This is a genomic window from Pedobacter sp. UYEF25, from assembly GCF_054061655.1.
Map to the genome: position 1 here is coordinate 26582 of NZ_JBSSEL010000025.1, position 20693 is coordinate 47274.

Below are 20693 nucleotides of genomic sequence, written 5' to 3' on the forward strand. Positions count from 1 at the left end.
AGATACTACAAAAATTGGTTGACTGGCGGCTCTATTTAAAGGTTTTACCGTTGACATAAAGTCAAGACTGCGCTCTATCTGAAACCTATCTAAATCAATTATGTTGATTGGTAAGATGCTATTTTAGAAACCGACTTTCTTGATAAGCTATATCAATCAATTGTACAAAGGAATAAAAAATGATAAAATCTATAAATCCATATTCGTCAAAGCAGGTCTTCGAAATTCGAGAACTCAATACATCTGAAATCGAACAAGCGATTAAAAAAGCTGACCAGCGCTACCACATTTGGAGAGAAGTGCCGATTGCTGAAAAAAAGAAATTTATGAAAGCTGCTGCTGTAGAATTGAGAAAAAACAGCAAGGAATACGCTACAACAATAACTGCAGAAATGGGAAAACCCATAACACAATCTTTGGCAGAGGTAGAAAAGTGTGCGATAGTTTGTGATTTTTATGCTGAAAATGCTGAAGTGCAGTTGGCAAATAAAACCATCAAGACAGAAGCCTATGAAAGTTATGTGAGCTATGAACCTATCGGAACCGTATTGGCGGTAATGCCATGGAACTATCCATTTTGGCAAGTATTTCGCTTTGCCGCGCCTGCGCTGATGGCAGGAAATGTGGGCATACTAAAGCATGCGAGCAACGTGATGCAATGTGCGGAGAACATTGAAAAGGTTTTTAAAAGAGCAGGATTTGCTGAAGGCTGCTTTACGAATCTGCCCATCAAAAGCCAGCAGGTTGAAGCCATTATAAGAAATGAAAAGATTAAAGCTGTTACGCTTACAGGTAGTGAAGCTGCTGGAAAATCAGTGGCCGCCATTGCCGGTGCAGAAATTAAGAAGTCGGTTTTGGAGTTGGGGGGGAACAATGCTTTAGTTGTTTTTAATGATTGCAATATGGATGAAACTATCAAAATCTGCGTTCAAGCACGTTTTCAAAATACCGGACAAAGCTGCATTGCTGGGAAACGGTTATTGGTTCACGTTTCAATAACGAAAGAATTTACAGAAAAATTTATAGCCTCGGTGGGTAATTTAAAAGCAGGAAATCCAATGGATAGCGACACTTTTATCAGTACGATGGCGCGAGTTGATTTAGCCGAAGAATTAGAAAAACAACTCAATCAATCCGTTCAGCAGGGCGCGAAAATATTAGTCGGAGGCAAGCGTAATGGCGCTTTTTTCGAGCCTACCGTTCTTGGAAATGTTACCAGTGATATGACTATTTTTACCGAAGAAACTTTTGGACCGTTGATTGGGATAACAACTTTTGATAGTGATGAAGAGGCAATTTCTTTGGTAAATCAGAGTAAGTTTGGTTTGGGTGTTTCTATCTTTACTCAAGATTTGCATAAAGCCAAGAGTCTGGTTCCAAAATTTGATGATGGAGCAGTGTTTGTAAATGAATTGGTAAAAAGCGATCCTAGATTGCCATTTGGAGGAACGAAGACATCTGGTTATGGGCGAGAATTATCCATTGACGGAATTCATGAATTTGTGAATAGAAAAACAGTTTATATTAACAAATTTTAGTTTTAAGTCTACATGTGCACAAAGCTTAAATAGGGTATTAAGAATAACACGGGCGATTTTCTTTCAAGAAGATCGCCCGTGATTATTAAATATTTTAATTTCTAATAGCCGAAAATTTGCTCTAAACTCAGCTTACTTAGCGCTCCATATTTGATAAGACTGCTGGTGTCTATCTTTTTATCAGAGGCGACTATACAATAATTGTAAGGTTTATTGGCAATATTAGTTTGATGAAATGCTTTTAAATCATCAAAATTTAATGGCTTCAAATCCCTGTATTCATCAATTCTAGAATCATGATCGAATCCTAACTTTTTGTCTGCCAAATACCGATAAATAATATCGTCTTTGGTAACTCTTGCAATCTCGATGCCATTTAACGAATTATTTTTTGATAAACTGAAATTTTTATCGCTCAGCGGAAGCGTATCTAACAATTCATTCATACCTACTATGGCTTCATTCATTTTGTCTGCCTGTGTGCCAACATAGGCAACGATTAAATTTTCCTTTTCTCTTTTATCAGGTGTGGCGTATACAGCAAAGGTAGAATAGGCAAGAGCCTTGGATTCCCTAATGGTTTGAAAAACGACAGAACCCATACCGCCACCAAAATAATTGTTAAAAAGATCTATTTTCGCAGCGTTTTCTGGGTTATATAAACCAGCATTTCGTTCCCATCTAATTTCAGCTTGAACCATATCGTAATTTGCGAAGTAAACCCTATTGGTATCGGTTTTTGTGTATGCAAATTTTTTCATCGGCGCAGCTGGAGTAAAGGCTTTTCCCAGCGGATGAAGTTTAGCAATGTTCGTTGTAAAATCCGTTAACTTTTCCGGACCATAATACGTAATGGTATGTTCGTAGTTGGTCAGGTTGTGTAACAAATAAATTAAATCGGCTGCTTTGATGTCTTTAATCTCTTGGTTACTTAACTGATAATTAAATGGATTATCTGCACCATATTCCGCAAAGCTCATCAAGCCTGTTAAAATAGAGCCTTTATTTAATTTGGCATTTTCTCTGTCTTTTAAAATTCGGCCTTTAAGGTCTTCCAATGCCTTTTCATCTGGTTTACAGTTTGCTAAAACATCTTCCAACATGCCAGTCGCCTTGTCGAAATTTTCTTGTAAACCGCTTAACGAAACAGTTGTTACTTCTGTTCCAACATTTAGGCGATAACTACAGGCAATGTTATAAAAAGCTTTGCTTATTTCTTCAGCGGTGTATTTATTCGTTCCTAAAAAGGCCAGATACTGTGCAGCATAGGGCAACAATCTGTAGTTGTAAGAGCCCATTTCAAAACGATAACCCATTCTAAAAATACTATTTTCTGTATTTTGCACTTCAATTACATCAGCTATTCCTGTTTTGCCAAACTCAAGGTCTTTTTGATAATCTAAAAATTTTGGCGCAATTGGTTTCACAGATTCAGCAATGATGCTCTTGGTAAATGGAGAAACTTCGTTTGCATTTGTTTTTACGGCAGTAATAGCAGGTTTTTGAACTTTGATAATATTTTTGTCCTCGCCTTTATGCTTCAATGCGACCACATAATTGTCTTTAAAAAAGGCGTTTGCAAAATCTACAACTTCCTGTTTTGAAATCTTTGCCATGTCATCAGTACTCGCCAAATTTTTATCCCATTCAGTTCCGCGGTTCTGGATGAAAGCGGTCATGGTAGCATCTGCCCTCACATCGTTGTTGTCGTATCCTTCTAACTCGGCCAATTTGGCATTTGCAACCGTTGCTTTTATTAACGTTTCGTCAAAATCACCTTTCTTAAGCAAATCAATCTGCGCCAATAAAAGCTTTTTAGTTTCATCTAAACTTTGACCGGTTTTTGGCGTGGCCGATAAGATAAAAATGCCGTAGTCTTTCATTTGTTCATAAAATGATCCAGCTCTTAAAACAGCTTGTTTTTTGTTCAGATTGATGTCCAACAACCCTGCTTTTCCATTAGATAATATGCTGTTTATCAAATCTAACAGTATGCTCTTATGCGTGTTCTCTGCAAAACCGCGATAGGCTATGTACAAATTTTCAGCACTTGGACCGTAAATATCTACAGTTTGTATTTTTGTGAGTGGCTTTTCTGGAGCGGGTTGATAAGGCTCAAAAGCTTTGGGTTGCATATAAGCAAAATCTTTCCCTATTTTTTTGATCAAATCATCGTAGTTAATGTCGCCGCTCATAATAAGCGCCATGTTATTTGGCACATAATACTTGTTGTAATATTTTCTAATCTCAACCAACGACGGATTTTTCAGGTTTTCAATTGTTCCTATTGTGGTTTGTTGTCCGTAATTGTGTGTAGGAAAAAGTGCAGCAAGCATCTTCTCATACATTTTGTTTCCGTCGTTGTCCAATCCGCGATTTTTTTCTTCATAAACGGCTTCTAATTCCGTATGGAAAATTCTAAAAACAGGTTGTCGAAAACGTTCTGCCTGAACAGCTAAAAATTTGTCGACTGCATTAGACGGGAGGTTTTCCTCATAAACGGTTTCCTCTACCGAAGTATGGGCATTGGTAACGTTACTTCCAATGGCTTTCATCATTTTATCGTATTCATTGGCAATAGAGTAAGTAGAAGCTTCGCCCGATAATTTGTCGATTTGTTTATAGATTTCTTTTCGTTTTACGGTATCTGTTGTTTTATCGTAAACCTCATAAAGTGATTGAATTTTATCTAGATAAGGTTTTTCTTTAGCGTAATTCATCGTACCAAACTTATCTGTACCCTTAAAAAGTAGGTGTTCTAAATAGTGCGCCAAGCCGGTATTTGTGCGTGGATCTGTATTGCTGCCAGCCCGAACCGCCATTTTATACACAATATTTGGCTCTTTATTGTTTTGGGAAAGAATGACTGTAAGGCCATTTTTTAAGGTGTAAAAACGCGTTTTTGTCGGGTCGTTGGTTACATATTTGTAGGTGTAACCTGCAGACGAACCGGTTTTCCACTGATACACGGTCTGTGCTTTCACTAAAAATCCTGATAACAGAAAAAATAGTAAAACTAATGTTTTAATTTTCATTGATTATTTTTAATTTAAGTTTTTGAAGCGGTTGATTCAAGATTTTTGCACAACTGCTAATAATATGTTAGTTAGTCAAATATAGAATTTTTACTTGCCTAATTAAATATATAATCACTAAGAAGAGGTTATTTTTTATCTGTACAAAGCAATTTAAAATCGATTGATAAGAGCTCAAAAATTTTATAATTTGTACATTTACCATTATGAAAAAAAAGGGTGAAAGACCGAATATATTAGTTGTAAACGACGATGGCATTACAGCCAAAGGAATTAAGAACCTGATAGAGGTAATGGAGCCTTTGGGTAACGTGGTTGTTGTTGCTCCAGATAGTCCACAAAGTGGCATGGGTCATGCCATAACAATAGGCAAACCCATTAGGTTTGATAAGGTAGAGTTGTATCATGGGGTTGAAATGTACAAGTGCAGCGGCACACCTGTAGATTGTGTTAAGCTTGCCGTTAATAAGATATTTAAGGGCAAAAAACCAGATTTGTGCGTGTCTGGCATCAATCATGGTTTAAACAACTCCATCAACGTTATTTATTCTGGTACCATGTCTGCTGCGGTAGAAGGCGCTATAGAAAAAATTCCTTCTATTGGATTTTCACTAGATGATTTCACCTCAGATGCCGATTTTCAGTATACCAAACCATTTATAAAATCTATTTCACAACAGGTGTTGCAACATGGTTTGCCAGATGGAACTTTATTAAATGTTAACTTTCCAAAAGGCGATGGAATTAAGGGAATAAAAATTTGTCGGCAAGCAAATGCTAAATGGGCCGAAGAATTTGAAGAGCGAATAGATCCATATAAACGACCTTATTATTGGCTAACAGGTGTTTTCCAAAATTTTGATAAAGGAGAGGATACCGATGTGTGGGCCTTAGAACATGGCTACGTTTCGGTAGTTCCTGTTCAATTTGATTTAACCGCTCATCATGCCATTCAGCTGCTAAATGGCTGGGATTTTGGAAATCCACCAACATCAGCGCAAAAAGTTCCATCACCAGATGGTGCAAACTTAGGATAGACCATTGATGAACGCACATTTAGGGAAGTTAAAAAATTCAGTTTGGACAGGCTTATTTATAGGGTTTTTTATCCCGGCATTACTGTGTGCCATTGCATGGTATATTATTAACCACATAATTTATTTGGCAAAGGCCGATTTGCTTTACATCGGCGGCATCGCGGTTAATGCTTACACTATGCAGTATTTCTTTAAATACAATAAAGAAAATATTGGTAGGGGAATTTTAGCGGCTACTTTTTTCTGTGCGTTTATCTTTTTCTTTTACAAAGTGATGTAAGTTGGAGCGAAGTAGGAGGTCAGAAATCAGATTATTTACCACCGAAAACAAATTATTTTGCCTAAAGCCTAAATCGAATGATTTTCTATTTATCAGATGTGGAAAAAATTTTACATGTTAACATTCCAATAATTCATAAACTCGTAATCGGCAGCAAATGGCAAAAAATCCCTAAATCATACCTATGAAATACTTTTTGATAGCAGGTGAAGCATCTGGCGACCTACATGGGGCAAATTTAATGAAAGCCCTAAAGACGGAAGATCCCAATGCAGACTTTTCTTATTTTGGTGGCGATAAAATGAAGGCTCAGGGCGGATACCTAGAAAAACATTATCGAGAGATGGCTTTCATGGGTTTTACCGAAGTGGTATTAAATCTTAATACGATTTTTAAGAATCTCAAAGCTTGCAAGGAAGCCATCTTAACGTACAATCCAGAGGTAGTTGTTTTAATAGATTTTCCTGGATTTAATTTGAAGATTGCGAATTTTGCAAAAAAGCAGGGATTTAAGGTTTGCTATTATATTTCCCCAAAAGTGTGGGCATGGAATCAAAAACGGGTGCTTAAAATTAAACAAACCGTAGATAAAATGTTTTGCATTTTGCCATTTGAAGTTGCTTTTTATAAGAAATGGGGAATGGAAGTAGATTATGTCGGAAATCCATTACTGGATGAAATTGCAACATTTAAAGCAAACAGTCAATTTAGGGTCGAACATCAGATTGGTAAAGAAAAAATTATTGCGCTTTTGCCTGGAAGTAGAAAGCAAGAAATAGAGCGATTGCTGCCTGCAATGTTAACAGTAGTAGACAATTATCCTGATTTTATTTTTGTCGTTGCAACCGCACCAACTTTTGATGTCGCTTACTATGAAGACCTGATTGGTGATAAAAAAGTAAAACTCGTGTCGAACGATACTTATAACCTGTTAGAAAATGCACATGTAGCAATTGTAGCTTCTGGCACAGCGACTTTGGAAACTTCATTGTTTAATGTGCCACAGGTAGTGGTTTACAAAGGCGGCACTATTTCTATATTTATTGCCAGGATGCTGGTAAACATCAAATTTATTTCTTTGGTAAATTTAATTTTGAATAAACGTGTTGTTACAGAATTGATTCAGGAAGACTGTAATGCCACATCGATAAAAAAAGAATTAGATTCGATTATCGAAGGAAAAGGCAGGGAGATTATGCTCCATAACTATCACGATTTACGAAGAATAATGGGTAACCCTGGCGCTTCAAAAACAACTGCACGTTTAATATATACATTCATAAAATAGCATCTGCTTCGGTTCTTTTTGTCTGTAAACTGCGTTTATTCGACCATTATCCGATTTACTAAAACTTTATTTTTTTTACTATATTAGCAAAATTTTTGCAATATGAGATTGCTCTAAAATTAATGTTCCAACTCACCTAAATTTATGAAAACCCTGTCTATAAAAGATATTGCTGCGCTTGCAAATGTGTCTATTACCACTGTTTCTTTTATTATTAACGGCAAGGCTAAAGAAAAATCACTTAGCGATGCCGTAATAAAAAAAGTTGAAAAAGTGATTGCAGACAGTGGATATAAACCAAATCAAACTGCAAGAAGTCTTAGAACAGGAAATAGTTACACCATTGGCTTGCTGGTAGAAGATATTTCGAATACATTTTTTGCAAAAGTGGCAAGAATGATCGAAGATAAAGCCTATTCGAAAGGATATAAGATTATTTATTCTAGTACTGAAAACAACGCCGAAAAAGCAAAAGAGCTTATTCATTTATTTAAATCGAGGAATTTAGATGCCTATATTATATCGCCAATAGTTGGAATAGAAAATGAAATACAAATGTTGCTCAACGACAATAAACCTGTAATCTTTTTTGACAGAAACCTGCCAGAGTTGCATACAAATTACGTCGGCGTAGATCATTTTAAAGCGTGTTACGATGCTGTTAAAGCTTTTATTAAAGACGGTAAAAGGAAAATAGCACTAATTACGATAGATATTAAGGTTGATCAGATTATCGAAAGACATGATGGTTACAGAGCTGCAATTGCGGATGGCGGACTTTCTTACGATGAGCATTTAGTTTTAAGAATACCTTTTAATCAAACAGAGTTGCAAACCATTAGTTCCATCGAGAACTTGCTGCTATCAAGAGAAATCGATGCAGTTCTTTTTGCAACTAACTATTTAACACTTAGTGGTTTAAAAGCCATAAAAAACATCAAGCGCACAGTAAATGAAGATTTTACTGTAATAGGATATGATGATCATATTGCTTTCGAACTGCATTCTCCAGAAATATCTACGGTGCAGCAGCCTATTGAAGAAATTTCAGAATCCATTATAAATCTTATTTTAAAGGAATTATCTGCTAAAGTTAAACCTAAAAAGGAAAACATCATTTTTCCTGCAACGCTGATACTCAGGAGCCCTGAGTAGAATTACACATTGCAACAAAAAAGTTACCCTACCCGTTTTAGGAATCATCCCACAATATCTTTATCATTGCTACAGTAAATCGTTTTAATGATAAGGGTAAACGATATTCATATAATGACTGATCGACTCAACTAACCATGAGATTTTGATCATCGTTCCCTCGGTTTTTAATTCGCTGTACGCAAAAGTTTAAATAAAGCATTGTTTGAAGGCTTCGTTAAGTTCGGGCTTTCGACAATTTTAATTTAATATCTAACCATTTCTAACCTAAACTGCAAATGAGAGTTAATTTACTTAAAATCTCGGGCGTAGCTGCAATTGCATTGCTTAGCAGCCCCGCGTTTTCAATGAATTACCATTGGGAGTCAACCCTCCCATTATTGAAAGAGAGTTTGCCTGAAAAGCAAATTTCTGCGCGAAAAGCCATTACCGGAACCGTTTTAGATGAGAAAGGCCAATCCATACCTGGAGCAGGCATCAAAAACGAAACATCCGGCAAAACCACTGTAACCGATGCGAGTGGAAAATTTTCCATAGAAGCCAACGATGGCGATGTGGTTCGAATTAGTTATGTTGGCTACACGGCCCAGACTGTCAAAATCGGCAATCAGTCAAACCTTACCATTAAACTTGTCGTATCTACCAATAATAACCTCGATGAGGTAGTTGTTGTTGGTTACGGAACAGTAAAAAAATCAGATCTTACTGGCTCAGTTGGCGTAGTTAAAGCGAGCGAGCTTCAAGAAAGACCTGCGCCTTCCCTTAATCAAGCGTTGGCTGGACGGATTTCTGGCGTGCAGGTAAATACAAACTCTGGGAGGCCAGGTGGGCAAACAAATATCAGAATTCGAGGATTTAGCTCTATCAATACCAGTAATAATCCGCTTTATGTAGTAGATGGGGTTGCGTTACCTGTAAGTACGCAAAGTCAAAACAGCAATGCAATAGATTATATTAATCCAAGTGATATTGCTTCCGTAGAGGTTTTAAAGGATGCCTCCTCTACGGCTATTTATGGCGCGCGCGGTGCAAATGGTGTAATATTAATCACCACAAAAAGGGGGGCAGCAAATACACATAAAATTAGCTACGATGCTGATTTTGGTGTAAATACCATTGGCCCACAACATGTAGAGATGCTTAATTCTGCAGAATATGTAAAAGTTCAGGATCTGGCTTATGAAAATATAAAGGTTTATGATCCGGTGGGTTGGGCAGCAGGAAACTACGCTTCTACTCCTATTCCAAAAACGTTGAGAGCGTCGTTGCCTCAATTTTTTAACAGCAATGGAGATCCGCTATACGATACAGATTGGCTAAAGGAGTCTACTCAAAACAAGCTGTCTCAAAATCACCAACTCGGTTTTACCGGTGGCGGCGACAAAAACACCTATGCCGTTTTTGTAGGCTATCGCGATGATGAAGGTTTGTTGAAAAACTCTTTCTTGAAGCGGTACTCTGGTAGATTTAATTTTGATAGCAAAGTTAAAGACTGGTTATCCGTTGGCGGAAGTTTAAGTTATAACAATCAGGAGGAAAATATTGTAGATCAAGGTACTGGTGGTTTAAATTCAGTCCGGATGATTACAGAAGCATTTCCGTTTTTACCAATTAAGTTGGCCGATGGAACTTGGGGCGATAACAAACTTATTCCCTGGGCAGAAGGCGGCTCAAATCCGGTACATATTTTGACCGACCAAAAATATGGTATCCTCACCCAAACGTCTTTAGGAAGTATTTATTCCAACATCAAATTTACAAAAGACTTAGAATTTCGCTCGCAACTGGGTGCTAATATCGTAAGCAGAGACATAAGTGAATACAATGCAAAGTTGCTGTATGGGATATCTGACGGACAAAATGGAACTGCCAATATTAGCAACAGCAGAGAAACATATTGGTCGTTTGAAAACTATTTAACCTATAATAAGCGCTTTGCAGAAGAGCATTCCATTAATGCAGTACTCGGTATCTCATGGCAGGGAAACAACTATGTGAGCGCTAGTGCACACTCGGAGAATTTCGTAACCGATTTTTTCGAAAGCAACAACCTTGGTTCTGGAAGCAAGTCTATTTCATTAGGTTCTAACAGAAACAGATTTGCCTTCAATTCTTACTTTGGTAGGGTAAACTACACTTTTAAAGACAAATACCTTTTAACAGTTACCGCCAGAGCAGATGGTTCTTCTAAATTCGGAGAAAACAACAAGTTTGCATTTTTCCCATCTGCGGCCTTGGCATGGAAAGTGTCTGACGAAGATTTTCTTAAAGGTAATGAGACTATTTCTAACTTAAAATTACGTACCAGCTATGGTTTAACAGGAAACTCGGAACTTCCGGCCTACCAATCTTTGGCAACTTTAGGAAATAACTTTGCCATCATTAATGACAATAAGGTAACGGGCATTGGCATAAACAGACTTGCAAACCCTGATCTGGTATGGGAAAAAACAGCTCAGTTTGACGGTGGTCTGGAGTTGGGATTGCTTAACAATAGGATAAATTTAGAAGCCGATATTTATTACCGAAAGACTACCAATATGTTACTGGATGCCCCGGTTCCAAGAACAAGTGGCTATGCAGTAATTAGAAGAAATGTGGGCTCTTTAGAAAACAAAGGTTTAGATCTTGGAATCAACACAGTAAACATTCGGACCGATGACTTTAGCTGGAAAACAATTTTTAACATCTCATTAAACAGAAACAAGGTACTTTCTCTTGCTACTCCAGATGATATTTTTGGTGTGGGTAATCCAAATTTCACTAACCAAACTGGTATTATCAGAGTTGGTGAACCTGTTGGATCTTTTTGGGGCCTGGTTCGTTTGGGAACTTGGAGTGAGGCAGAACGTGCGGAAGCAGCACAATTTACAAGTTACCGCGGAGGCAAGCCACTGTTGCCCGGCGATATAAAATACCTAGACGTAAATGGAGATAAAGCGATTACAGATGCAGATAGGCAAATCATTGGTCAGGGAAGTCCAAAGGGATATGGTGCGCTTTCTAATTCATTCCAATATAAAAATTTCGATCTTATTGTAGAGTTACAGTATTCTTATGGAAATGATGTGCTTAACATGACGCATCACTCGGGTGAGGACAGACAGGTTCAAGCGAACAGCTTTAGGAGCGTTCTAAACGCTTGGACTCCTGAAAACCAGAACACGCCGATTGCAGCCATCAGAGATCAATCGGCTGGATATGTGACCAACGTCGACACGCACTGGTTAGAAGATGGATCTTTTATCAGAGGTAAAAATTTATTGTTGGCTTACAACTTTAATTCCGCTCTGGTAGAAAAATTACATCTTAGCAGACTTCGGGTGTATACCTCTGTACAGAACTTCTTTTTGGCAACCAAATACACTGGCAACGACCCTGAAGTAAGTACTTACGGAAATTCATTTGCGCAGGGACAAACATTCTTTGATTATCCAAAACCTACCACTTTTATGTTGGGCTTAAATATTGGATTGTAAACTTTGATCAAATTTAAAGACATTATCATGAAAATAAATATAAAAAGTATTGCTGTTTTACTGCTTCTTGGAGGCGCAATAACAAGCAATTCGGGCTGTAAGAAATTTTTGGATGAAACGGATCCATCAAATTTATCGCCAAAAAGTTTTTACACACTTCCAGAGCATGCAGAAGCTGGCATAGCCGCTGTCTATTCTGAAATTAGATTTATAGGCAATGGCGCAGGTATCTTTTCCAATAACTGGCAAATGTTAGATGCGCCAACTGGTATACAAAGTACCGAAACTGCGCAAAATTCTGATTTAAATAACCTATATTCCCTTATTTACGATGGAAGTAACTTACATGTAAACCAAAACTGGAATGGCTGGTATAAAGTGATTGCGCAAGCGAATCTAGTATTAGAAAAGGTGCCGGGCATAAACCCGATGGACGCCGCTCAAAAGAAAAGAATCTTGGGCGAAGCATCTTTTTTAAGGGCATGGGCATATTTTTACCTGGTAAGGCTTTGGGGTGATGTTCCATTGGTATTGAAGCCCATAAATGGTCCTGGCGATCCCAATTTCTCGCCTGCAAGAACAGCACAAGAAGCGGTTTACAATCAAATTATCGAGGACCTTAAAACTGCCGAAACAGCAGGATTGCCTGCTATGGATGCAAGTGGCAGAGTGTCTACGATGGCCGCAAAATCTGAGCTTGCAAAGGTGTATTTAACCATGGCTGGCCAACCTTTAAACAAAGGAGCCGCTTCTTATAAACTTGCCGCAGATAAGGCAAAGGAAGTTATCGATTATTCTACAGGCAATCCTGGTTCTTTAAACTTATTTGCTAGTTACGATGATCTTCACGATGCAGCAAACGATAATAAGTTAGAGAATATCTTTCAAATTCAATACAATGATGCTGCCGGAGCTGGCAATCCATTACAATCCACCTACCTTCCTTTACACCAGCCATTGGTGTCTAAAATAGACGGAATAGGAACCTCTATTCCAACGGCAGATTTTTATGGATCATATGCGGCCGGAGATTTAAGGGCAAAAAATAGAGAAGGATTTTTCTACAATGATTATTATACAGATGGTTATAAACTTCCACTTATAAACAGAGGTAAAACCTACATCTTTAAGTATTTCGATCTGGTTGCGAACGGAAAACTTGGTGTGCAGGGAACAAGTCGGAGTGATTTAAATATTCCTCAAATTCGTTATGCAGATGTTTTATTGATGTATGCAGAGGCAGAAAATAGAGCCGATGGAGGACCAAACGCGGCTGCGGTTGCCGCGGTAAATGCCATTAGAGCTAGAGCCAAATTGGCTCCTATCGGCGCCTTGTCTCAAACAGCATTCGAAGCTGAGGTTTGGAGGCAACGGTGGTATGAGTTGTGTTATGAAGGCATTACTTGGTTCGATATGATTCGTCTTAGAAAGGTTTTTAACGAGACCACAAAAGGATTTGATGATTTTGTCGGCCACGTAAACAAAAGCGTAGATCAGCCGTTACAAACAAAAAACCTATTGTTTCCGATACCAACACCAGAAATAAAGAATAACCCTAATTTAGTTCAAAACCCGGGTTATTAGCACAATTGATTTTTTTTAAAAGGGCGCCTAAATGGCGCCTTTTTTTTTAAAAAACAAATAAATCAATTTCAAAGATTCCTTTAATAGGTAGGACATGTTAGATTGGAGGTTTTTTTTGACAAAATTAAAAACTATTCAAAATTTTTATCAGAAAATGTTTTCCGAGTAAATCGTTTTACTTATCTTGGCCAAGCTTTTGGTTAAGCACTTGCACATTTCATTATAACTGTGGTCAAAACAATCTGCCCTTGCTAACTGCAAGCGCAAAAACCACGTGCTGTTTTAACCATGTAAGAAACCAAATATGATGATCAAAAAAATTCACCTTCTTATGCTGTGCGTAGTTTTCTGCTCAGCTGTAAATGCTCAAGACAAAGCGCCGGCATACCCGTTAATCACCCACGACGCTTATTTCAGCATTTGGTCTTTTGGCGATGGATTAAATCAGTCTGTTACCAAACATTGGACAGGTAAAAATCAATTCCTTATTGGTGTGGTTAAAGTAGACGGAGTTTTATACCGTTTTTTAGGAGCGCAAAGCAAAAAGCAAATCACCATACTGCCTACCGCAGGGCAGAAATCTTATCAAGCAAGTTATTCGTTTGCAGAACCAAACGCTGATTGGAATAAAACCGGTTTTGAAGATTCCAATTGGAAAAAGGGCGATGCACCTTTTGGTGATAATAAAAAGGCTAAGACAAAATGGACAACCGATGATCTCTACTATCCAAGAACTTTTAATCTTGATGGAGTTAGCGATAATGCTAAATACTTGGTTTTGAACCATGATGACAATGTTATTGTTTATTTAAACGGCCAAGAAGTTTATAAAAAAGATGGCTGGGTAAATCAGTTTGTGTACATTCCAATACCTGCCTCGGCGCTAAAAAAAGGCAGGAATGTAATGGCAATACACGTAAAAAATACAGCGGGTGGAAGGTTTCTGGATGCAGGTATTGTTGAGGATGCGCCAGAAAACTTAGAGATTTTAGCAGCAAAACAAACCAACGTTAGTTTTAAGGCAACCACAACAAAATTTACATTTACCTGCGGTCCTATAGATTTAGAGGCCAGCTTTACCTCGCCGCTTTTAATAAATGATATAAAATTAACCGCCCGACCTATAAGTTACCTCACATATGGCGTAAAAAGCAACGATAAAAAAGTGCATGATGTGCAAATATATTTTGGAGCGTCGTCTGACCTTTCTGTAGATAGCCCAACTCAACCAATAAATGCCTCGCAAAGTGAAGGTAAAGGACTTTCTATTTTGAAAGCAGGAACTATATCACAACAAATACTCAAAAAGCATGGTGATGATGTGCGTATAGATTGGGGATATGTATATGTAGCCACACCGAATACATACAAGGCTACCCAAATAATTGGCAACCAAACAGACAATTTGCAATCCTTTAGAGATTCGAAATATACATCAAAAAAACAGGTGTCGAATGCACAAACAATAGATCTGGGAACCATCATCGACTATGGTAAAATTACAGAAAATTTGGTGCAAAAGCATGTGTTGGTTGGTTACGATGATTTAAAATCGGTGCAATACTTTGGAGAAGATTTACTTCCTATATGGAGAAAAAATGGTTCGAATAACTTTGTAGATCAGTTGGTGCAGGCTGAAACTGATTATAAGCCCGTTACTTATCTTTGCCAAGAATTTGATAATAAACTTTACAATGATGCCTTAAAAGCTGGTGGAGAAGACTATGCAAAACTTTGCGAAATGGCATACCGCCAAAGCATAGCTGCGCATAAAATTGCATATGCCCCTAACGGCGACATTCTTTTTTTATCGAAAGAAAATTTTAGCAACGGATCTATAAATACTGTTGATATTACTTATCCGTCTGCACCAGAATATTTAATTTATAATCCGGAGTTGTTAAAAGGAATGTTAAATGGGATTTTCTACTACTCGGAAAGTGGAAAGTGGAAAAAACCGTTCCCTGCGCATGATTTAGGTACCTATCCGCTTGCAAACGGCCAAACCTATGGAGAAGACATGCCAGTAGAGGAAGCTGGTAATGTGATTATTTTAACTACAGCAATTGCCAAAGCAGAAGGGAATGCAAACTTCGCAAAAAAACATTGGAAAGAGCTGTCCATTTGGGCAGATTATCTACTAGCAAATGGCTTCGACCCAACAAACCAACTTTCTACTGATGATTTTGCCGGCCATTTGGCACGCAACGCAAACTTGTCTGTAAAGGCTATTGTTGCCTTGGGCGGCTATGCGCAAATGGCGAAAAAACTTGGTTATGATGACGTGGCGAAGAAATACCGCGAGGCAGCAGAAGAAATGGCCAAAAAATGGGCAATAATGGCAAATGATGGGGATCATTTTGCCTTAACTTTTAGCGATAAAAATACTTGGAGTCAAAAATACAACCTCGTGTGGGATAAATTATTGCAGCTAGATCTTTTTCCAAAAGAGATTTATAAAAAGGAAATAGACTTTTATTTGACCAAACAGAACGAATTTGGATTGCCTTTAGACAGCAGGAAAACCTATTCTAAATCTGATTGGATTATGTGGACTGCCACCTTAGCAGATAATCAAGCAGATTTCGAAAGATTTATTAAACCTGTTTATAAGTTTGCAACAGAGACAACAAGCAGGGTCCCGTTAAGTGATTGGCACGAAACAACAAATGGAAAACAAGTTGGTTTTCAGGCTAGAAGTGTTGTTGGCGGTTATTTTATTAAGCTGCTCGCAGATAAATGGGAAATAAAATAGCATCCCTCTAAAAAAATCCAAATGATAATGTTCCAAAATCTAATCTATACCACTCCATGTTAAGACCAATCAATTTTTACCTGTTCGGCATTTTGTGGTGTTTTGGCATTGGAAATGGTTTAGCTCAAAGCATCAGCAAACAGAAAACATCTTTTCAGGAAAGCAGGGCTTTTAGCACTTCGTTTGACATTAGATCAGATATCGCCATGGTTTATGGAATTAATGGTACTGGAGGTGATTTTGAAGAACGTGTAAAAGGATACAAAGATAAAGGCTACGAAGTTCAGTTTATGACAGGCATAGCTTGGGGAGAGTATCAAGATTATTTCCTAGGCAATTGGGATGGAAAAAAACACCTTGACGAGGGACAGGTTACCGTGAAAGGCGATACCATTTGGCATGGTAAAAATGTACCATATATCGTCCCATCTGCCAACTTTATAAACTACATGAAAACGCAGGTAAAGCGTGCAATTGATGCAGGGGTTACCGCTATTTACTTAGAGGAGCCAGAATTTTGGGCAAGAGCGGGGTACAGCGACGCTTTTAAGACTGAATGGCAAAAGTATTATGGTGCTGCCTGGATGCCGCAAGATAAATCTGCAGAAGCAACCTATCTTTCTTCAAAATTAAAGTATCAGCTTTACTACAACGCGCTTAAGGCAGTGTTCGATTATATAAAAACGTATAGCGAAAGTAAAGGTGCACGGGTAAAGTGCTATGTGCCAACTCATTCCTTAATAAATTATTCGCTCTGGGAAATTGTTAGTCCCGAGGCAAGTTTGGCAAACTTAGAAGGAATGGATGGTTACATTGCCCAAGTTTGGACCGGTACTGCCAGAGAACCTATTTATTTTAATGGAATTAAAAAGGAAAGGGTATTTGAGAACGCTTTTTTAGAATATGGCTCTATGGTTTCGATGACGGCATCGACCGGCAGAAGGGTTTACTTTTTAACAGATCCAATAGAAGACAGAGCCCATTCTTGGGATGATTACAAAAGAAATTACCAAGCAACTTTTGCTGCAGAACTATTATATCCAAGTGTAGATACTTATGAGGTAATGCCTTGGCCAAATAGAATTTATAACGGCAAATTTTCGGTAGAAGGCAAAGCAAATAAACAGGCAATTTCTCCCGCCTATGCCACTCAGATGCAGGTAATGGTAAATTCTCTCAATCAAATGCCAAAGTCCGACAATAAGGTAAATGGAAGTCACGGTATAGCAGTGCTATTGTCTAACTCCATGATGTTTCAACGTTTTCCAACCCACAATGGGTACGATGACCCAAGTTTATCTAATTTCTACGGCATGGCGCTTCCATTATTGAAGCGAGGAGTGCCCGTGGAAACCATACACATGGAAAATTTAGGAAAGCCTGATGCTTTAAAAGGAGTCAAAGTGCTAATAATGAGTTATGCCAATATGAAGCCACTTTCTGCTTCTTACCACGAGGAATTGGTGAAATGGGTAAAAAATGGGGGCGTACTTGTTTATCTTGGAAGAGATAAAGATCCTTTTCAAACGGTAAAAGAGTGGTGGAATACAGAAGGAAACAATTTTAATGCCCCGTCAGCGCATTTATTTAAACGCTTAGGTATAGCTGATGACGGTAAAATAGGTAGTTACCGAATTGCTAAAGGCAGTGTCTATGTACTCAGAAAAGATCCAAAAGAGAACGTATTAGAAAGTGGTGGAGATGCCGATTTTTTAAAAATTGTTCAGCATGCTTACGAAGATGACGCAAAGGCTGGAAAGTTGACTGATAAAAATAATTTTGTTTTAAACCGCGGTCCGTTTGTTATTGCCGCCGTAATGGATGAGGCAATTGATAAGAAACCTCTAACATTAATGGGATCATTTATCGATTTATTTGATGCCAATCTGCCCATTTTAACTAAAAAAATTATCCCAGTCGGAAGCCAAGGTTATCTCTACGATTTAAGTAAAGTTGAACACAAACAAAGACCACAGACTTTGGCAACAGCAGCAAGAATTACAGATGAAAAACTTGGTACTTCTAGCTATTCATTCATAGCAAAGAGCCCGTCGAACACAAATAATGTAATGAGGATTTTACTTACAAAACAACCAAAAGAGATTAGTTTACAATTAAACGGACGACCTTTGAAAATAAATCGGAGCGAATGGGATTCAAAGTCCAAAACGCTCCTATTAGGTTTCGAGAATTACAGTGAAGGGGTTAAAGCAACTATTAAATGGTGAGCAGGCAAACAACAACTAGAATGAAGATTAGCGTTGCAATAAGTATATTGTTTTTTTTAACATCTACGTCAATTTACGCCCAAAAGAAAGATTTTGTTCAGTACGTGAATACGCTGCAAGGAACAAATTCAGACTTTACCCTAACGCGAGGCAACACATACCCAACAACTGCGCTACCTTTCGGCATGCATACGTGGACGCCGCAAACCGGTAAAAACGGCGATGGTTGGAAATATCAGTATGCAAAAGATAAGATTAGGGGTTTTCAACAAGCGCATCAATGCAGTTCTTGGACCAGAGATTATGCTGTGTTTTCACTTTTCCCTGAAATCGATCATTTAGTAGTGAATGAAAATGACAGGGAAGCAAAATTTAGCCACAAAAACGAGGTAGCAAAACCAAACTACTATAAAGTTACGTTTGAGAATAAAATCAAGACAGAAATTTCTCCATCAGAACGTGGTGCACATTTACGCTTTTCATTCCCGAAAGGAAAAAAAAGTTATCTTGTTTTAGACGGTTATACGCATTTGAGTGGAGTTGAAATCCATCCTAAAGAAAATAAAATTACTGGCTATGTAAATAATGGAGAAGGCTTTAAAAAAGGTTGGAAAAGTTATTTTGTTTTGATATTTGATAAGTCTTTTAAGGTCTACGGCACTTGGGAAAATAAAACCAATACCGTTAAACCTGACTCGACATTTGCGGACGGTTTAGGGAAGGGTGCTTACGTTCAGTTCGCAGATGGAGTAGACGTACAGGTTAAAACGGCCTCATCATACATCAGTCCAGCCCAAGCTCAGTTAAATTTAGACACGGAGTTGGGCGACGATAAAACGGTGGAAGATACCCAAAAGAAGGCTGCGGAAGTTTGGAACAAGTCTTTAGGGAAAATAGAGGTAGAAGGCGGAACTAAGGCAGATATGGGAACATTCTACTCTTGTTTTTTTAGGGCAAGTTTGTTTTCTAGAAAATTCTACGAGCTAAACGAACAAGGAAAACCATATTATTTTAGTCCATACGATGGCAAAGTGCATGATGGCTACATGTTTACCGATACTGGGTTTTGGGATACATTTAGAGCCCAGTTTCCACTCACTGCGTTAATGCATCCGGAGATGCAGGGGCAATATATGCAGGCAATGCTTGCCGCTTATGACCAATGTGGTTGGCTCCCTTCTTGGTCTTTTCCAAGCGAGGCGGGCAGTATGATTGGCAACCATGCAATTGCTCTTTTTACAGATGCTTGGGCTAAAGGCATTAGAACATTCGATCCACAAAAAGCGCTAGAAGCTTATGCTCATGAAGCTTTCAACAAGGGGCCGTGGGGGCCGGCAAATGGAAGAGACGGCTGGAAGGAATATTATGAACTGGGCTTTGTGCCCTACACAAAATATAGAGAAGCAACTGCCAAAACCTTAGAATATGCCTATGATGATTTTTGCGCTTACGAATTGGCCAGAATGACCGGAAACAAATTTTATATGGAGGTATTTAGTCGCCAAATGTACAATTACAAAAATGTGTATGATTCCTCTACCCGGTTCATGCGCGGGCGCGATGAAATGGGCAAGTGGCGGCCAAACTTTGATCCTACAGAATGGGGAGGGCCATTTACAGAAGGAAACGCTTGGCATTGGGTTTGGTCGGTTTTTCAAGATACACAAGGTTTGATAGATTTAATGGGTGGAAATCAAAATTTCACAGCAAAACTAGATTCTGTTTTTTCGGAGCCAAACAAAGTTAACGTTGGCAGTTACGGCGGGATGATACATGAAATGAAAGAAATGGTGGTGGCAAATATGGGCCAGTATGCGCATGGAAATCAACCTATTCAACACATGTTGTACTTGTATAATTATGCCAATCAGCCTTGGAAAACTCAATACTGGTCTCGACAGGTAATGGATAAACTCTATTCTGGCACAGAAGATGGCTATCCCGGGGATGAAGATCAAGGACAAACATCTTCTTGGTACGTTTTAAGTGCGATGGGCTTTTATAGTGTAACGCCGGGAACCGGTGAATATGCAATGGGTAGCCCGAAGTTTAAAAAGACAACCATCTTTTTAGAGAATGGTAAAAAATTTGTTATTAACGCGCCATTAAACTCTGAAGCAAACGTTTACATTAAATCCGCCACGTTAAATGGTAAAAATTTTACGCGTAATTTTTTAACGTATAAAGATTTAACCGATGGCGGAACGCTTATGTTACAGATGGGTGATGCACCAAATAAAAATAGAGGTTTAGCAAAAGAAGATAAACCGTTTTCATTAACAAAAAATTAATGTTTCTATAAAAATAATATAGG

Annotated in this window: 11 protein-coding genes; 10 read left to right on the forward strand and 1 reads right to left on the reverse strand. The window is 38.2% G+C overall.

From position 1 onward, the window contains the following. Positions 1–179: 179 nt before the first annotated feature. Complete coding sequence (locus ACVWYG_RS17515; RefSeq protein WP_457272061.1) at positions 180–1538, forward strand: NAD-dependent succinate-semialdehyde dehydrogenase; 1359 nt, start codon at positions 180–182, stop codon at positions 1536–1538. Positions 1539–1639: 101 nt separating this feature from the next. Here the strand turns inward: ACVWYG_RS17515 and ACVWYG_RS17520 are convergent, their stop codons facing one another. Next, positions 1640–4573 carry a M16 family metallopeptidase gene (locus ACVWYG_RS17520; RefSeq protein ID WP_457272063.1) on the reverse strand — a complete coding sequence of 978 codons (2934 nt, stop codon included), beginning with the start codon at positions 4571–4573 and terminating at the stop codon, positions 1640–1642. Between the two features lie 206 nt (positions 4574–4779). On the opposite strand from ACVWYG_RS17520, the gene surE reads away from it, so the two are divergent. From surE to ACVWYG_RS17565, 9 genes are all read left to right on the forward strand, one after another. Next, a complete protein-coding gene (surE, locus tag ACVWYG_RS17525; RefSeq protein WP_457272065.1) occupies positions 4780–5610 on the forward strand; it encodes a 5'/3'-nucleotidase SurE in 831 nt (276 codons plus the stop codon). A 7-nt stretch (positions 5611–5617) separates the two neighbouring features. After that, a complete protein-coding gene (locus ACVWYG_RS17530; protein ID WP_457272067.1) occupies positions 5618–5890 on the forward strand; it encodes a stationary phase survival protein SurE in 273 nt (90 codons plus the stop codon). A gap of 184 nt (positions 5891–6074) precedes the next feature. After that, positions 6075–7178, forward strand: coding sequence for a lipid-A-disaccharide synthase (gene lpxB, locus ACVWYG_RS17535; RefSeq protein WP_457272069.1), 1104 nt, complete (start codon positions 6075–6077; stop codon positions 7176–7178). Positions 7179–7322: 144 nt separating this feature from the next. Further along, a complete protein-coding gene (locus ACVWYG_RS17540; protein WP_457272071.1) occupies positions 7323–8333 on the forward strand; it encodes a LacI family DNA-binding transcriptional regulator in 1011 nt (336 codons plus the stop codon). Positions 8334–8611: 278 nt separating this feature from the next. Continuing rightward, on the forward strand, positions 8612–11812 hold the full coding sequence (locus tag ACVWYG_RS17545) for a SusC/RagA family TonB-linked outer membrane protein (protein WP_457272073.1): 3201 nt from the start codon (positions 8612–8614) through the stop codon (positions 11810–11812). Positions 11813–11839: 27 nt separating this feature from the next. Continuing rightward, positions 11840–13396, forward strand: coding sequence for a RagB/SusD family nutrient uptake outer membrane protein (locus ACVWYG_RS17550; protein WP_457272075.1), 1557 nt, complete (start codon positions 11840–11842; stop codon positions 13394–13396). Between the two features lie 304 nt (positions 13397–13700). Then, entirely contained in the window at positions 13701–16151 is a 2451-nt protein-coding gene (locus tag ACVWYG_RS17555) for a glutaminase domain-containing protein (RefSeq protein ID WP_457272077.1), read from the forward strand. Between the two features lie 56 nt (positions 16152–16207). Next, positions 16208–18379, forward strand: a complete 2172-nt coding sequence (locus ACVWYG_RS17560; RefSeq protein ID WP_457272079.1) for a hypothetical protein — start codon at positions 16208–16210, stop codon at positions 18377–18379. A gap of 20 nt (positions 18380–18399) precedes the next feature. Beyond that, positions 18400–20670 carry a GH92 family glycosyl hydrolase gene (locus tag ACVWYG_RS17565; protein WP_457272080.1) on the forward strand — a complete coding sequence of 757 codons (2271 nt, stop codon included), beginning with the start codon at positions 18400–18402 and terminating at the stop codon, positions 20668–20670. The last annotated feature ends 23 nt before the right edge of the window (positions 20671–20693 follow it).

Excerpts from the sequence above, each read along its gene's own strand:
- ACVWYG_RS17515 (WP_457272061.1), top strand. The coding sequence starts at position 180 with ATGATAAAATCTATAAATCCATATTCGTCAAAGCAGGTCTTCGAAATT.
- ACVWYG_RS17520 (WP_457272063.1), bottom strand. The coding sequence starts at position 4,573 with ATGAAAATTAAAACATTAGTTTTACTATTTTTTCTGTTATCAGGATTT.
- surE (WP_457272065.1), top strand. The coding sequence starts at position 4,780 with ATGAAAAAAAAGGGTGAAAGACCGAATATATTAGTTGTAAACGACGAT.
- ACVWYG_RS17530 (WP_457272067.1), top strand. The coding sequence starts at position 5,618 with ATGAACGCACATTTAGGGAAGTTAAAAAATTCAGTTTGGACAGGCTTA.
- lpxB (WP_457272069.1), top strand. The coding sequence starts at position 6,075 with ATGAAATACTTTTTGATAGCAGGTGAAGCATCTGGCGACCTACATGGG.
- ACVWYG_RS17540 (WP_457272071.1), top strand. The coding sequence starts at position 7,323 with ATGAAAACCCTGTCTATAAAAGATATTGCTGCGCTTGCAAATGTGTCT.
- ACVWYG_RS17545 (WP_457272073.1), top strand. The coding sequence starts at position 8,612 with ATGAGAGTTAATTTACTTAAAATCTCGGGCGTAGCTGCAATTGCATTG.
- ACVWYG_RS17550 (WP_457272075.1), top strand. The coding sequence starts at position 11,840 with ATGAAAATAAATATAAAAAGTATTGCTGTTTTACTGCTTCTTGGAGGC.
- ACVWYG_RS17555 (WP_457272077.1), top strand. The coding sequence starts at position 13,701 with ATGATGATCAAAAAAATTCACCTTCTTATGCTGTGCGTAGTTTTCTGC.
- ACVWYG_RS17560 (WP_457272079.1), top strand. The coding sequence starts at position 16,208 with ATGTTAAGACCAATCAATTTTTACCTGTTCGGCATTTTGTGGTGTTTT.
- ACVWYG_RS17565 (WP_457272080.1), top strand. The coding sequence starts at position 18,400 with ATGAAGATTAGCGTTGCAATAAGTATATTGTTTTTTTTAACATCTACG.